The organism is Streptomyces sp. NPDC056224 (genome assembly GCF_042267665.1).
Taxonomy (GTDB): domain Bacteria; phylum Actinomycetota; class Actinomycetes; order Streptomycetales; family Streptomycetaceae; genus Streptomyces.
Window position 1 is genome coordinate 15,092 of the sequence record NZ_JBHJTK010000020.1, and the last position, 14,967, is coordinate 30,058.

General features: G+C 71.3%; 10 protein-coding genes. 4 read left to right on the forward strand and 6 right to left on the reverse strand.

Annotated features, from left to right (window positions below; translation table 11 throughout):
* Positions 1 to 63: 63 nt before the first annotated feature.
* From ACFCZ1_RS22485 to ACFCZ1_RS22495, 3 genes are read right to left on the reverse strand one after another with little or no spacing between them, the layout of a single operon-like run.
* On the reverse strand, positions 64 to 1,275 hold the full coding sequence (locus ACFCZ1_RS22485; protein WP_376680055.1) for a winged helix-turn-helix domain-containing protein: 1,212 nt from the start codon (positions 1,273 to 1,275) through the stop codon (positions 64 to 66).
* Positions 1,256 to 1,852, reverse strand: a complete 597-nt coding sequence (locus ACFCZ1_RS22490) for a GNAT family N-acetyltransferase (RefSeq protein WP_376680056.1) — start codon at positions 1,850 to 1,852, stop codon at positions 1,256 to 1,258. Before ACFCZ1_RS22490 ends, ACFCZ1_RS22485 begins: the two co-directional genes overlap by 20 nt.
* A 22-nt stretch (positions 1,853 to 1,874) precedes the next feature.
* Positions 1,875 to 2,447, reverse strand: a complete 573-nt coding sequence (locus ACFCZ1_RS22495) for a GNAT family N-acetyltransferase (RefSeq protein ID WP_376680057.1) — start codon at positions 2,445 to 2,447, stop codon at positions 1,875 to 1,877.
* Between the two features lie 241 nt (positions 2,448 to 2,688).
* Here ACFCZ1_RS22495 and secA point away from each other — a divergent pair, with 241 nt between their 5' ends.
* Positions 2,689 to 5,490: a preprotein translocase subunit SecA gene (secA, locus tag ACFCZ1_RS22500; RefSeq protein WP_376680058.1), complete on the forward strand. Its 2,802-nt coding sequence runs from the start codon at positions 2,689 to 2,691 to the stop codon at positions 5,488 to 5,490.
* Positions 5,491 to 5,750: 260 nt separating this feature from the next.
* Here the strand turns inward: secA and ACFCZ1_RS22505 are convergent, their stop codons facing one another.
* A complete protein-coding gene (locus tag ACFCZ1_RS22505; RefSeq protein WP_376680059.1) occupies positions 5,751 to 6,230 on the reverse strand; it encodes an Rv3235 family protein in 480 nt (159 codons plus the stop codon).
* A gap of 445 nt (positions 6,231 to 6,675) precedes the next feature.
* On the opposite strand from ACFCZ1_RS22505, the gene ACFCZ1_RS22510 reads away from it, so the two are divergent.
* From ACFCZ1_RS22510 to ACFCZ1_RS22520, 3 genes are all read left to right on the forward strand, one after another.
* On the forward strand, positions 6,676 to 7,176 hold the full coding sequence (locus ACFCZ1_RS22510) for a DUF6912 family protein (RefSeq protein ID WP_376680060.1): 501 nt from the start codon (positions 6,676 to 6,678) through the stop codon (positions 7,174 to 7,176).
* On the forward strand, positions 7,173 to 7,829 hold the full coding sequence (locus tag ACFCZ1_RS22515; protein ID WP_376680061.1) for an HAD family hydrolase: 657 nt from the start codon (positions 7,173 to 7,175) through the stop codon (positions 7,827 to 7,829). Before ACFCZ1_RS22510 ends, ACFCZ1_RS22515 begins: the two co-directional genes overlap by 4 nt.
* Positions 7,830 to 8,196: 367 nt before the next feature.
* Positions 8,197 to 13,173: an NAD-glutamate dehydrogenase gene (locus ACFCZ1_RS22520; protein ID WP_376680062.1), complete on the forward strand. Its 4,977-nt coding sequence runs from the start codon at positions 8,197 to 8,199 to the stop codon at positions 13,171 to 13,173.
* 98 nt (positions 13,174 to 13,271) lie between these two features.
* On the opposite strand, the gene ACFCZ1_RS22525 is transcribed toward ACFCZ1_RS22520, so the two are convergent.
* Entirely contained in the window at positions 13,272 to 14,054 is a 783-nt protein-coding gene (locus tag ACFCZ1_RS22525) for an ABC transporter ATP-binding protein (RefSeq protein ID WP_376680063.1), read from the reverse strand.
* Positions 14,047 to 14,952 (reverse strand): ABC transporter permease, encoded by a 906-nt coding sequence (locus ACFCZ1_RS22530; protein ID WP_376680064.1) that lies wholly within the window; start codon positions 14,950 to 14,952, stop codon positions 14,047 to 14,049. The genes ACFCZ1_RS22525 and ACFCZ1_RS22530 overlap by 8 nt, the downstream gene beginning before the upstream one ends.
* Between the last annotated feature and the right edge of the window lie 15 nt (positions 14,953 to 14,967).

Genomic DNA, 14,967 nt, shown 5'->3' on the forward strand with positions numbered 1-14,967 from the left:
CGAAAGTTCCGCCTCGTCCGCGGCCCCCCGCCTGCTACTGCGGGGAGGGGCCCCGCCCTCTTCCTAGCCCGGCAGTGCGGCCAGCTCCGCCACGACGGCGGCGGCCTCCCGGGGGCTCTGGGCGCGCTCGACGACGACCGCGTCGCAGCCGACCCACTCCGCCGCCTCCCGCAGGGCCTGCGCCATCGGGCGGGCGGCCTTCGGCGTCGTCAGGGACAGCTGGCGGGCGACCAGGGTCTTCCCCTCGCGGCCCGGGTCGACGCGGCCCTGGAGCAGGCCGCCCGCGAGCAGCGGCATGGCGAAGTACCCGTGTATCCGCTTCGGCTTGGGGACGTACGCCTCCAGACGGTGCGTGAAGCCGAAGACTCGTTCCGTACGGGGGCGGTCCCAGACCAGCGAGTCGAACGGGGAGAGCAGCGTCGTGCGGTGGCGGCCCCGAGGGGTTGTCGCGAGGGCCGCGGGGTCCGCCCACGCCTGCTTGGCCCAGCCCTCCACGGTGACCGGCACCAGCCCGGAGTCCGCCATCACCGCGTCGACCTGGTCGCCCCCCAGGCGGTGGTAGTCCGCGATGTCGGCGCGGGTGCCCACGCCCAGCGACCGGCCGGCGAGGGCGACCAGGCGGCGCACGCACTCGCGGTCGTCCAGGTCGTCGTGGAGCAGTGCGTCGGGGACGGCGCGCTCGGCGAGGTCGTACACCCGCTTCCAGCCGCGGCGCTCGCTGCACACCACCTCACCCGTGTCGAGCAGCCACTCCACCGCGATCTTGGTCTCGGACCACTCGAACCACTCGCCGCCGTTCTTGGCGCCGCCCAGCTCGGTCGAGGTCAGCGGGCCTTCGGCCCGGAGCCGGTCGAGGACCGCCTTCGTCGAGCGCTCCTTGTCCTGCAGGACGTGCCAGCGGTGGCCGCGTGCCCGGCGGGCGCGGCGCCGGAAGGCGAAATGCGGCCATTCCTCGATGGGAAGGATGCAGGCGGCGTGCGACCAGTACTCGAAGGCGTGACGGTCGGACCAGTAGGCCTGCTCCACCGTGCTGCGGCCGACGGCGCCCAGCCGGGCGTACGGGATCAGTTCGTGCGAGCGGGCCAGGACCGAGATCGTGTCCAGCTGTACCGCGCCCAGGTGGCGCAGGACGCCGCGGACCCCACCGCGGCGGTCGGGCGCCCCGAGGAAGCCCTGCGCGCGCAGGGCGATCCGGCGGGCCTCGTCGGCGGAGAGGGACACGGTCGGCGGCGGCAGGCTGGTCATGCGCCGAAGCCTAGGCGGCGCCACTGACATCGGTGCTCGTGGCAGCGGGCTCGTAGGGGAGGCGGGAGGGCAGGCCCAGGTCGGAGGGGAGCAGGGCGCCGGCCCAGCAGTCCAGCAGCGTGCCCCCGTGTTCCATGCCGGCGCGCTGGACGCCCTCGATCCGGAAGCCCGCCCGCTCGGCGACGGCGCGGGAGCCGTCGTTGCCGACCCCGGCGCGCCAGACCAGCCGTACGACGTCGGCTCCGGTGAACGCCCAGCGGACGGCGGCCCGCAGGGCCTCCGTCATGTAGCCGCGGCCCCGGTGCGCGGCCACGGTCCAGTACCCGATCTCGTGGGTGTGCGCCCCCGTGCGGTGCACGGCGAGCGTGGCGACCAGCGGGCCGTCGGCCCCGAGCCGGACGGCGAAGTCGTACGCGGTGTCCTCGCGCCATCCGGCCGGGACGCTTTCCGTCACGTAGGTCCGCGCGTGAGCGAGTTCGTACGGGACGGGTACCGAGATCCAGCGCTGGATGGCGGGGTCCTGGCAGGCCGCGTACACCTCGGCGGTGTCCCCGGGGGTGTGGGGGCGCAGGACGAGGCGTTCGGTGGTCAGCGTGATCGGCTCCATGGTCCCGGATTCCGCCGGCCGGCTAGCCGGCGGCCGGTGTCAGGTAGGGCAGCGCGGGGGTCAGGCCGAGGTCGGAGGGGAGCAGGGCGCCGATCCAGCAGTCGCGCGCGGTGCCGTTCCTGATCAGGCCGGCCCGCAGGACGCCCTCGAAGCGGAAGCCGACCTTCTCCGCCACGACGCGGGAGCCGGTGTTGCCCGCCTCGGCGCGCCACTCCAGCCGTACGGCGCCGACCTCGGTGAAGGCCCAGCGGGCGACGGCCGCCACGGCCTCGGTCATGTAGCCCCGGCCGCGGTGTTCCCTCACCGCCCAGTAGCCGATCTCGTACGCCGGGCCGTGCACGTGGACGCCGACGGCGGCGACCAGCGGGCCGCCGGCCCCCAGGCGTACGGCGAAGGGGTAGCCCGTGTCCTCGCGCCAGCCGTTCGGCACGACCTCGTTGACGAAGCCGTGCGCGTGCGCGCGCTCGTAGGGGGAGGGGACCATCGTCCAGCGCTGGATGTCCGGATCCTGCGCGGCCGCGTAGACCTCGTCCTCGTCGGCGGCGGCGAAAGGCCGCAGATCCAGGCGGGCGGTGGTCAGTACGGTGGGTTGCATGAAGTGATTCTGTGGTGACGCAACGCACCGTGCGAACACTTTTTTCGTAAAGCACCTCCGGGACGGCGGCACCTTCGGCGTCCCCCGTACGTTCTCAATCGGGGCACCCACGCCCTTACGGCTACGGCGGACCTCCCGGCGCGACCACGTCCTCGCTTACGATGGCCGTTGCGGTGGGGCCCACCTGCCGTGCCCGTGTACGTACAGTGCCCAGGCCCGACCGGCAAGGAGACAAACCTCGGTGTCCGTCTTCAACAAGCTCATGCGTGCAGGCGAAGGCAAGATCCTGCGCAAACTGCACCGCATCGCGGACCAGGTCAACTCCATCGAAGAGGACTTCGTCAACCTCTCCGACGCCGAGTTGCGGGCGCTCACGGACGAGTACAAGCAGCGTTTCCAGGACGGCGAGAGCCTGGACGACCTGCTGCCCGAGGCCTTCGCGACGGTGCGCGAGGCCGCCAAGCGCGTCCTCGGCCAGCGCCACTACGACGTCCAGATCATGGGCGGCGCCGCGCTGCACCTCGGTTACGTGGCCGAGATGAAGACCGGTGAGGGCAAGACCCTCGTCGGCACCCTGCCCGCGTACCTGAACGCGCTGTCCGGCAAGGGCGTCCACCTGATCACGGTGAACGACTACCTCGCCGAGCGCGACTCCGAGCTGATGGGCCGGGTGCACAAGTTCCTCGGCCTGGAGGTCGGCTGCATCCTGGCGAACATGTCGCCGGCGCAGCGCCGCGAGCAGTACGGCTGCGACATCACGTACGGCACGAACAACGAGTTCGGCTTCGACTACCTGCGCGACAACATGGCGTGGTCCCAGGACGAGCTCGTCCAGCGCGGCCACAACTTCGCCGTGGTCGACGAGGTCGACTCGATCCTCGTCGACGAGGCCCGTACCCCGCTGATCATCTCCGGTCCGGCCGACCAGGCCACGAAGTGGTACGGCGACTTCGCGAAGCTGGTGACCCGCCTGAAGAAGGGCGAGCCCGGCCAGCCGCTGAAGGGCATCGAGGAGACCGGCGACTACGAGGTCGACGAGAAGAAGCGCACCGTCGCCATCCACGAGGCCGGTGTCGCCAAGGTCGAGGACTGGCTCGGCATCGAGAACCTCTACGAGTCGGTGAACACCCCGCTCGTCGGCTATCTGAACAACGCCATCAAGGCGAAGGAACTGTTCAAGAAGGACAAGGACTACGTCGTCCTCGACGGCGAAGTCATGATCGTCGACGAGCACACCGGCCGTATCCTCGCCGGCCGCCGCTACAACGAGGGCATGCACCAGGCGATCGAGGCGAAGGAAGGGGTGGACATCAAGGACGAGAACCAGACCCTCGCGACGATCACCCTGCAGAACTTCTTCCGCCTCTACTCGAAGCTGTCGGGCATGACCGGTACGGCCATGACCGAGGCCGCCGAGTTCCACCAGATCTACAAGCTCGGTGTCGTCCCGATCCCGACCAACCGCGACATGGTCCGCAAGGACCAGCCGGACCTGATCTACCGGACCGAGGTCGCGAAGTTCGCCGCGGTCGTCGACGACATCGCGGAGAAGCACGAGAAGGGCCAGCCGATCCTCGTCGGTACGACGTCGGTCGAGAAGTCCGAGTACCTCTCCCAGCAGCTCTCCAAGCGCGGTATCCCGCACGAGGTGCTGAACGCCAAGCAGCACGACCGTGAGGCGACGATCGTGGCCCAGGCCGGCCGCCGGGGCGCCGTCACCGTCGCCACGAACATGGCCGGCCGCGGCACCGACATCAAGCTCGGCGGCAACCCGGACGACCTCGCCGAGGCCGAGCTGCGCCAGCGCGGGCTGGACCCGGAGGAGCACATCGAGGAGTGGGCGCACGCCCTGCCCGAGGCGCTCACCAGGGCCGAGGCGGCCGTGAAGGCCGAGTTCGAAGAGGTCAAGGAGCTCGGCGGGCTGTACGTGCTGGGCACCGAGCGCCACGAGTCGCGCCGTATCGACAACCAGCTGCGCGGCCGCTCCGGCCGACAGGGTGACCCGGGCGAGTCCCGGTTCTACCTGTCGCTGGGCGACGACCTGATGCGCCTGTTCAAGGCGCAGATGGTCGAGCGCGTCATGGCGATGGCCAACGTGCCGGACGACGTGCCGATCGAGAACAAGATGGTGACGCGCGCGATCGCGTCGGCCCAGTCGCAGGTCGAGACCCAGAACTTCGAGACGCGCAAGAACGTCCTGAAGTACGACGAGGTCCTCAACAGCCAGCGTGAGGTCATCTACCGCGAGCGCCGTCGCGTCCTGGAGGGCGAGGACCTCCAGGAGCAGGTCCGCTTCATGATGGACGACACGATCGACGCGTACATCGCGGCCGAGACGGTCGAGGGCTTCGCCGAGGAGTGGGACCTGGAGCGCCTGTGGGGCGCCTTCAAGCAGCTCTATCCGGTGAAGGTCACCATCGAGGAGCTGGAGGAGGCCGCGGGCGACCGGGCGGGCATCACCGCCGAGTTCATCGCGGAGTCCATCAAGGACGACATCCACGAGCAGTACGGGGCCCGCGAGAAGACGCTCGGCTCCGACATCATGCGCGAGCTGGAGCGGCGCGTGGTGCTGTCGGTGCTGGACCGCAAGTGGCGCGAGCACCTGTACGAGATGGACTACCTGCAGGAGGGCATCGGCCTGCGGGCGATGGCCCAGAAGGACCCGCTGGTCGAGTACCAGCGCGAGGGCTTCGACATGTTCAACGCCATGCAGGACGGCATCAAGGAAGAGTCCGTCGGCTACCTGTTCAACCTGGAGGTCCAGGTCGAGCAGCAGGTCGAGGAGGTTCCGGTGCAGGCCGAGGCGCCGTCGCTGACGAAGGAGCCGGCGGGTGCGATGGCCCGTCCGGAGATCCGGGCGAAGGGGCTGGACGCTCCGCAGCGGCCGGACCGGCTGCACTTCTCGGCGCCGACCGTCGACGGTGAGGGCGGTGTGGTCGAGGGCGACTTCGAGTCTGAGGCCGCCGGTGACGGCGACGGGATGACGCGGGCGGAGCGCCGCAAGGCGCAGAAGGCCTCCGGCGGGCGTCGCCGCAAGAAGTGACCCCACCGGGGTCGAGCCACCGGCCGGGGCCGGACACCGTACGCGGTGTCCGGCCCCGGCCGCGTTGTGCCGGTGCCGGTGCCGGTGCCGGTGCCGGTGCCGGTGCCGGTGCGGTGCGGGTGCGGGCGGGCGTTGCTGCGACCCGCCCGGGCCGGTCGTCAAGGGTGCGAACCGGCACGGCACTGGCCGTCCCCGTCATCCCCGGCGGCCGCGCGACGTCACCGCCCACGGCCGTGCGCTGATCCACCGGGATCGCGGGATCACGGGCGTGGACCCTGGATCTCGATCGCCGCGCAGCGCCAGCGCAGGTCCGGGCCCTGTTCCAGGCGGAAGGCCATCGCCGTCATGCGGTCGCCCGTGGCGATACGGGCGAAGGCCTCGATGACGCCGGGGCCCGGGGTGAAGCGGCCGCACTGGCGGACGACCGGACGCGGGCGGTCGCGCCGGGGGTCCGCCCGGCCCGCAGGGTGAGGGGAAGGGCCGGAGGGGGCCAGGGTGACCAGCTGCTGGTAGGCCGGTCCGACGGTGTGGCCGAGGAGCGAGTGGACCGGCCGGAGGCCGCTGACGACCGCCAGGAGGCGGTCGGCGAACCAGTGGTGCGGGCCGAGCCGCAGGCCACGCGGCGGCGCCGCCGGGCGCCGGGTGTCGCGGCGCCCGGCCGGCCGGGTCCGGGAGGACTGGCCGCCGGTCCGGCGGCGGGCCGCCTCGCCGCCGATCGTGCCGCGCATCGTGGTGTCCATCGCGATCTGCCCCCGAACAGGCCGGGCCCGGAACGGTACCGGGCGGTAACTTGATGGGGATCTTCTACGGCCGCCGCACACGCTCCGCAACCGTCCGCCCGGCCGGGGCCGGTGCCGGGCCGGTTCACCTATCCGAGTGCCCGGCGGGCTGGCCGGGGCCTCGGCGGCGGGCCCGGAAGGACCGGGGTGGACGGCCGCGGGTCCCGCTCCGGCACCCCGAAGGGGGACGGAGCCGTCACCCGGAGGGGGCGGGTCCGTCACCGCCCGTACGGCTTGCGGCGCAGCCGCCCGAAGGCGGGGAGGCGGGCTGCGGCCGGGCGCCCCGAGGGGGCGCCGGGGAACGGTCGGGGGGCCCTCACTCGCAGGGGGCCGGCCGTCCGTCTCCCGGTCGCGGTCGGGGCGGTCGTATCCTGAGGACGTTTCCGACTACCGAAAGCGGCCGGCCATGCGCGTCTACGTCCCCCTGACCCTCCCCGGGCTCGCCGAGGCGCACAAGGCGGGTGAGCTGGGCCCCGCCCCGCTGCGTGCGTACGCCGTCACGCCCGGGCTGCGCGAGTGGTGCGTCTCGGACGACATCGAGGAGCTGGAGTACGCGGCCCTCGGCCGCGCCGCGGCCGCCTCCCTGCGGCTGGTCGCCGCCGACCCGGCGGCCCCGCGCCGGCGGGTCGTCGTCGCCCTGGACGTCGCCGACGAGGCCGCCACCGCCACGCCCGGGGCCGACGAGGCCGCCCTCGGCCAGGTCGCCCTCGCCGACGCCGTACGGCTCACCGTGGCCGCCGCCGTGCACGTCGACGCCGACGACGCCGAGGACGACGTGGCCGCCGCCGCGGCGGCGGTCGGGGCCGCCGACGCCGGGGACGACGACGCGCGGTTCACCGTCGACGGCGCCGAGGACCACGAGCTGCTGTGGTTCGGCGTGCAGGAGATCCCGGGGCTGCTGAAGTGACACACATCGTCTGGGACTGGAACGGCACGCTCCTCCACGACATCGACGCCGTGATGGCCGCGACCAACGCCTCCTTCGCCGAGCTCGGCTTCGCGCCGATCACCCTGGAGACCTACCGCGAGCTGTACGTCGTACCGGTGCCGAAGTTCTACGAGCGCCTCATGGGCCGGCTGCCCACCGAGGACGAGTGGCTGCTCATGGACGACACGTTCCACCGGCACTACTGGGCCGCGGCGCAGGACGCAGGGCTCGCCGAGGGAGCCCGCGAGCTGCTCCGGGACTGGCAGCGGGGCGGGCTCACCCAGTCGCTGCTGTCCCTGGCACCCCACGAGAAGCTCGTGCCGCTGGTACGGTTCCACGGCATCGAAGGGCACTTCCTGCGCGTCGACGGGCGGATCGGTCCTTCCCACACCAGCAAGGCGGGGCATCTCGTACGCCACCTGGCTGCCCTGGACGGGACGGGTGTGACCGCGGAACGTACGGTCCTCATAGGAGACGCCGTGGACGACGCGCTCGCCGCGGCCCACGTCGGTGCCCGGGCCGTGCTCTACACGGGCGGCTCGCACAGCCGCGGCAGTCTCGAATCGGCCGGTGTTCCCGTCGTCGACACCCTGGCGGAAGCCGTACGGACAGCTCGCGAGCTGTCCGAATAGCGGCTGGACAGGCCAGTGCACGGACTGCTCTTCACGTCGCTGGCCAGAGTGTCAAAGTTCTACCCCAAGATTTGTACAGAAGCAGTGCATGACGACCGGGGGGTAGGGCGAGATAGCCTTGTACCCGTGATCAGCGCGATAGTCATCGGGGGCACTGGAGCCTCCGGCCTGCGCCCGGCGCACGACCGTGCCCGGGCCTTCGCTGATTTCCGCCGCCGGGACCTCTCGCCGATCATGGCCGATTCCCTCCCGGCAGGCCTTCTCGACGGCATAGCGTCGGTCCCGGACGGACATCCCGCCTCGCGGCGCTACGCCATTCCTTCCTTCACCTACGTCACGCAATGGCGCGCGACAGGAGCCAGAGGACATGCAGACCAAGCTGGACGAAGCAAAGGCCGAGCTGCTCGCGCGGGCGGCACGGGTAGCTGAGAACAGCCCGGCCGGGGGGCTACTTCCGACTGGGTCCGAGCCGGGGGAGCGTCCCGACCGGGACACAGTGCTCGCCTACCTCCAGCGCTACTACCTGCACACCGCCCCCGAGGACCTGCTGGACCGGGACCCGGTCGACGTGTTCGGCGCGGCGCTCTCGCACTACCGGCTCGCGGAGAACCGTCCGCAGGGCACCGCGAGCGTGCGCGTGCACACGCCCACCGTCGAGGAGAACGGCTGGACCTCCAGCCACTCGGTCGTCGAGGTCGTCACGGACGACATGCCGTTCCTCGTCGACTCCGTGACCAACGAGCTGTCCCGCCAGGGCCGCGGCATCCACGTCGTGATCCACCCGCAGGTCGTCGTCCGCCGTGACGTCACCGGCAAGCTGATCGAGATCCTCGGACCCGACTGCGACGCGCACGGCCCCCGTACCGCGCGCCCCCACGACTCCCTCGTGGAGTCCTGGATCCACGTCGAGATCGACCGCGAGACCGACCGCGCCGACCTCAAGCAGATCAACGGCGATCTGGCGCGCGTCCTGTCCGACGTACGCGAGTCCGTCGAGGACTGGGAGAAGATGCGCGACGCGGCGCTGCGCATCGCCGAAGGCCTGCCCGAGGAGCCGACCGCACCGGACCTGCGCGAGTACGAGCTCGAAGAGGCCCGCGAACTGCTGCGCTGGCTGGCCGACGACCACTTCACCTTCCTCGGCTACCGCGAGTACAACCTCGTCGACGGCGACGCCCTCTCGGCCGTCCCCGGCACCGGCCTCGGCATCCTGCGCTCCGACCCGCACCACAGCGGCAAGGACGACGGCCACCCCGTCTCGCCGTCGTTCAACCGACTGCCCGCCGACGCCCGCGCCAAGGCCCGCGAGCACCGCCTGCTGGTGCTGACCAAGGCCAACAGCCGCTCCACCGTGCACCGCCCCTCGTACCTCGACTACGTGGGCGTCAAGAAGTTCGACGCCGACGGCAACGTCGTCGGCGAGCGCCGCTTCCTCGGCCTGTTCTCCTCCGCCGCGTACACCGAGTCCGTGCGCCGCGTCCCGGTCGTCCGCCGCAAGGTCGCCGAGGTCCTGGAGCGGGCCGGCTTCGCGCCGTCCAGCCACGACGGCCGCGACCTGCTGCAGATCCTGGAGACGTACCCGCGCGACGAGCTGTTCCAGACGCCCGTCGACCAGCTCCAGTCGATCGTCACCTCGGTCCTGTACCTCCAGGAACGCCGCCGGCTGCGGCTGTACCTGCGCCAGGACGAGTACGGCCGCTACTACTCGGCGCTCGTCTACCTGCCGCGCGACCGGTTCACCACCGGTGTCCGGCTGCGCCTGATGGACATCCTGAAGGAGGAACTGGGCGGCATCAGCGTCGACTTCACGGCGTGGAACACCGAGTCGATCCTCTCGCGCATCCACTTCGTCGTCCGCGTTCCGCAGGGCAAGGAACTGCCCGTCCTCACCGACGGCGACGTCGAGCGCATCGAGGGCCGCCTCGTCGACGCCGCCCGTTCCTGGGCCGACGGCTTCGGCGAGGCCCTGGTCGCCGAGCTCGGTGAGGAACGTGCCGCCGAGCTGCTGCGCAAGTACGGCACCTCCTTCCCCGAGGGCTACAAGGCCGACCACTCGCCGCGCGCCGCCGTCGCCGACCTCTGCCACCTGGAGCGGCTCTCCGCCAGCGACCGGCCGTTCGCGCTGTCACTGTACGAGCCGGTCGGCGCGGCCCCCGGCGAGCGCCGGTTCAAGATCTACCGCACCGGCGAGCAGGTCTCGCTCTCCGCGGTCCTGCCGGTGCTGCAGCGCCTGGGCGTCGAGGTCACCGACGAGCGCCCGTACGAGCTGCGCCGCACCGACCGGGTCAGCGCCTGGATCTACGACTTCGGTCTGCGGATGCCCGCCGGGACCGGCGACGGCGCGGCGACGACCAACTACGCCGGCGACGACGCCCGCGAGCGCTTCCAGGAGGCCTTCGCGGCCGTATGGACCGGACAGGCGGAGAACGACAACTTCAACACCCTGGTGCTGAGCGCCGGGCTGACCTGGCGGCAGGCCGTCGTCCTGCGCGCGTACGCCAAGTACCTGCGCCAGGCCGGTTCCACCTTCAGCCAGGACTACATGGAGGACACCCTCCGCAACAACGTCCACACCACCCGGCTGCTGGTCTCGCTGTTCGAGGCCCGGATGTCCCCCGCGCGGCAGACCGCCGGCACCGAGCTCATCGACGCCATGCTGGAGGAGCTGGACGGGGCCCTGGACCAGGTCGCCTCGCTCGACGAGGACCGGATCCTGCGGGCCTTCCTCACCCTCATCAAGGCGACGCTGCGGACCAACTTCTTCCAGGAGGCGCACGGCTTCGAATGGCACGACTACGTGTCGATGAAGTTCGATCCCCGGGCCATCCCGGACCTGCCGGCGCCCCGCCCGGCGTTCGAGATCTGGGTGTACTCGCCGCGGGTCGAGGGCGTGCACCTGCGCTTCGGCAAGGTCGCGCGCGGTGGTCTGCGCTGGTCCGACCGGCGTGAGGACTTCCGTACGGAGATCCTCGGCCTGGTCAAGGCGCAGATGGTGAAGAACACGGTGATCGTGCCGGTCGGCGCCAAGGGCGGCTTCGTCGCCAAGCAGCTCCCGGACCCGTCCGTGGACCGCGACGCCTGGCTCGCCGAGGGCATCGCCTGCTACCGCACCTTCATTTCGGCGCTGCTCGACATCACCGACAACCTGGTGGCGGGCGAGGTCGTGCCGCCGCAGGACGTGGTCCGCCACGACGAGGACGACGCCTACCTCGTCGTCGCCGCCGACAAGGGCACCGCGACGTTCTCCGACATCGCCAACGAGGTCGCGGTCTCGTACAACTTCTGGCTCGGCGACGCCTTCGCCTCCGGCGGCTCGGCCGGTTACGACCACAAGGGCATGGGCATCACGGCCCGCGGCGCGTGGGAGTCCGTCAAGCGGCACTTCCGCGAGCTGGGCCACGACACCCAGACCCAGGACTTCACCGTCGTCGGCGTCGGCGACATGTCCGGCGACGTCTTCGGCAACGGCATGCTGCTCTCCGAGCACATCCGCCTGGTCGCGGCCTTCGACCACCGGCACATCTTCATCGACCCGGACCCGGACGCGGCCACCTCCTACGCGGAGCGCCGCCGCCTGTTCGAGCTGCCGCGTTCCTCGTGGGCCGACTACGACACCTCGCTGATCTCTGCGGGCGGCGGCATCCACCCGCGTTCCGCGAAGGCCGTCCCGGTCAACGCGCAGATCCGCGCGGCCCTCGGCATCGAGGCGGGCATCACCAAGATGACCCCGGCCGAGCTGATGCAGGCGATCCTCAAGGCCCCCGTCGACCTGGTGTGGAACGGCGGCATCGGTACGTACGTCAAGGCCACGGCCGAGACGCACGCGGACGTCGGCGACAAGGCCAACGACGCCATCCGCGTCAACGGCTCCGACGTACGGGCCAAGGTCATCGGCGAGGGCGGCAACCTGGGTCTGACCCAGCTCGGCCGGATCGAGTTCGCCCGCTCCGGCGCCGGCGGCCAGGGCGGCAGGATCAACACCGACGCCATCGACAACAGCGCCGGCGTGGACACCTCCGACCACGAGGTGAACATCAAGATCCTGCTCAACGCGGTCGTCGCGGACGGCGACATGACCGTCAAGCAGCGCAACAAGCTGCTCGCCGAGATGACCGACGAGGTCGGCTGGCTGGTGCTGCGCAACAACTACGCGCAGAACACGGCGCTCGCCAACGGCGCGGCGCAGGCCCCCAGCCTGCTCCACGCGCAGCAGCGCTTCATGCGCCGCCTGGAGGGCGGGGGGCTGCTCAACCGGGAGCTGGAGTTCCTGCCCACCGACCGGCAGATCCGTGAACTGCTGAGCAACGGCAGGGGTCTGACCCAGCCGGAGCTGGCCGTCCTGTTCGCCTACACCAAGATCACGGTGGCGGACGAGCTCATCGCCACCGGGCTGCCGGACGACCCGTACCTGCGCCGCCTGCTCTTCGCCTACTTCCCGGCCGCCCTGCGCGAGAAGTTCCCCGAGCAGGTCGAGGGGCACGCGCTGCGCCGGGAGATCACCACCACGCTGCTGGTCAACGACACGGTCAACACCGGTGGTTCGACCTTCCTGCACCGCCTGCGCGAGGAGACCGGCGCCTCCACGGAGGAGATCGTCCGGGCGCAGCTCGCGGCCCGCGAGATCTTCGGCCTGGCCGAGGTGTGGGACTCCGTCGAGGCCCTCGACAACAAGGTCGCGGCCAGCGTCCAGACCCGGATCCGGCTGCACTCGCGACGCCTGGTCGAGCGCGGTACGCGCTGGCTGCTGAACAACCGGCCGCAGCCGCTCCAGATCACCGAGACCATCGACTTCTTCGTGAAGCGGGTCGGGGACGTCTGGGCCGAGCTGCCCAAGCTGGTGCGCGGTGCGGACCTGGAGTGGTACCAGTCGATCATGGACGAGCTGACGGGCGAGGGCGTCCCGGAGGAACTGGCGGCCAAGGTGGCCGGCTTCTCCTCGGCCTTCCCGACGCTCGACGTCGTCGCGATCGCGGACCGCACCGGTGTGGCTCCGCTGGACGTCGCCGAGGTCTACTACGACCTCGCCGACCGCCTCGACATCACCCAGCTGATGGACCGGATCATCGAGCTGCCGCGGGCCGACCGCTGGCAGTCCATGGCCCGCGCCTCCATCCGCGAGGACCTGTTCGCGGCGCACGCCGCCCTGACCGCCGACGTGCTGTCGGTGGGCAACGGCAGCTCGACTCCCGAGGAGCGCTTCCGGGCGTGGGAGGAGAAGAACGCGGCGATCATCGGGCGGGCCCGGACGACCCTGGACGAGATCCGGGGCTCGGACGACTTCGACCTGGCGAACCTGTCGGTGGCGATGCGGACGATGCGCAGCCTGCTGCGCGCCCACAGCTGACCGCTGGGCGGGTGTAACGCGGACGGGCCGGGCCCGGGACCACAGGGTCCCGGGCCCGGCCCCGTTCGCGTTCCGGGTGCGGCGCCGCTGCCGGGCGGTCAGCCGCCCGAGGTGAAGGCCTCGTACGCGTCGCAGACCTCGGCGGAGGGGCCGTCCATGCGCAGGACGCCCGACTCCAGCCAGATCGCGCGGTCGCAGGTCTCGCGGACCGTGTTGATGCCGTGGCTGACGAGGAAGACGGTGCCCGCGCGCTGGCGGAGTTCCTCAATGCGGGCCTGGCTGCGCCGCTGGAAGGCGGCGTCGCCCGTGGCGAGGGCCTCGTCGATCATCAGCACGTCGTGGTCCTTGGCGGCGGCGATGGAGAACCGCAGCCGGGCGCCCATGCCGGAGGAGTACGTACGCATGGGCAGGGAGATGAAGTCGCCCTTCTCGTTGATCCCGGAGAAGTCGACGATGTCCCGGTAGCGCTCGTGGACCTGCTGCCTGGACATGCCCATCGCGAGGCCGCCGAGGATGACGTTGCGTTCGCCGGTCAGGTCGTTCATCAGGGCGGCGTTCACGCCGAGGAGCGAGGGCTGGCCGTGCGAGTACACCGCGCCGCGGGCCACCGGCTGGAGGCCGGCGATGGCTTTGAGCAGGGTGGACTTGCCCGAGCCGTTGGAGCCGATGAGGCCGATGGCCTCGCCCTTGTACGCGGTGAAGCTGACGCCCTTGACGGCGTGCACCTCGCGGACGCCGGGGGCGGGCCTGCGGGAGAAGATCCGGCTGAGCGCGGCGGTGGCGCCGCCCTTGCGGCCGCCGCCCGCGTGGACCTTGTAGACGACGTGGACCTCGTCCGCGATCACGGTGGGGACGCGGGTCCCGGTTGCGGTGTCAGCCACGGCCGTACTCCTCCTCTGCCTTCCAGAAGTAGATGAATCCGCCGGCGCCGGCGAGCAGCGCCCAGCCGATGGCGATCGGCCACACGTGGTGCGGGAGCGAGTGGGCCCCGAAGCTGTCGATCAGTGCGAAACGCATCAGGTCGATGTAGACGGCCGCGGGGTTGAGTTTGAGCATCATCGACACCCAGTGCGGCAGGTGGTCCGTCGTGAGCATCGAGTCGATGGACCACATGACGCCCGAGGAGTACATCCAGGTGCGCAGGACGAACGGCATCAGCTGGCTGACGTCCGGGCTCTTGCTGCCGATGCGGGCCAGCACCATCGCGCAGCCGGCGGCGAAGCAGGCCATCAGCAGGAGGGTCGGGACGGCGAGGAGCCACGACGGGGCGGGCGTCTGGCCGAAGGCGAGCAGCAGGACGACCAGGGCGCCCATGGTGACGAGCAGCTGCTGGAAGAGCTGGATGACGGTGGAGAGGGGCAGGCTCGCGCGGGGGAAGTGCAGGGCGCGGACCAGGCCGAGGTTGCTGTGGACGGCGCGGGTGCCGGCGTTGACGGAGCTGCCGATGAAGTCCCAGACGAAGACGCCGGTGATCAGGAACGGCACGTAGTCGGGCACGCCGTGACTGGCCCGCATGACGATGCCGAAGATGAAGTAGTAGACCGCCGCGTTGAGCAGCGGGGTCGCCAGGTGCCAGACCTGGCCGAGCTTCGCCGTGCTGTACGTGGCCCGCATGCGGGCCGTCGCGTAGGCGGTGACGAAGTGGCGGCGGTCCCAGAGCTCCGCGACGTAGCGGGGGAGCGTGGGGCGGGCGCCGCTGAGGGTCAGGCCGTGGGCGGCGGCCAGCTCCGCGGGTGTCGCGGGCGGGGGTGCGGTCTTGGTTGCGGTCGCGGTGGTCACAAGGGTCGCTTTCGC

Coding starts and splice junctions, on each gene's coding strand:
- ACFCZ1_RS22485 (WP_376680055.1), bottom strand. CDS start 1,275: ATGTCAGTGGCGCCGCCTAGGCTTCGGCGCATGACCAGCCTGCCGCCG.
- ACFCZ1_RS22490 (WP_376680056.1), bottom strand. CDS start 1,852: ATGGAGCCGATCACGCTGACCACCGAACGCCTCGTCCTGCGCCCCCAC.
- ACFCZ1_RS22495 (WP_376680057.1), bottom strand. CDS start 2,447: ATGCAACCCACCGTACTGACCACCGCCCGCCTGGATCTGCGGCCTTTC.
- ACFCZ1_RS22505 (WP_376680059.1), bottom strand. CDS start 6,230: ATGGACACCACGATGCGCGGCACGATCGGCGGCGAGGCGGCCCGCCGC.
- ACFCZ1_RS22510 (WP_376680060.1), top strand. CDS start 6,676: ATGCGCGTCTACGTCCCCCTGACCCTCCCCGGGCTCGCCGAGGCGCAC.
- ACFCZ1_RS22520 (WP_376680062.1), top strand. CDS start 8,197: ATGCAGACCAAGCTGGACGAAGCAAAGGCCGAGCTGCTCGCGCGGGCG.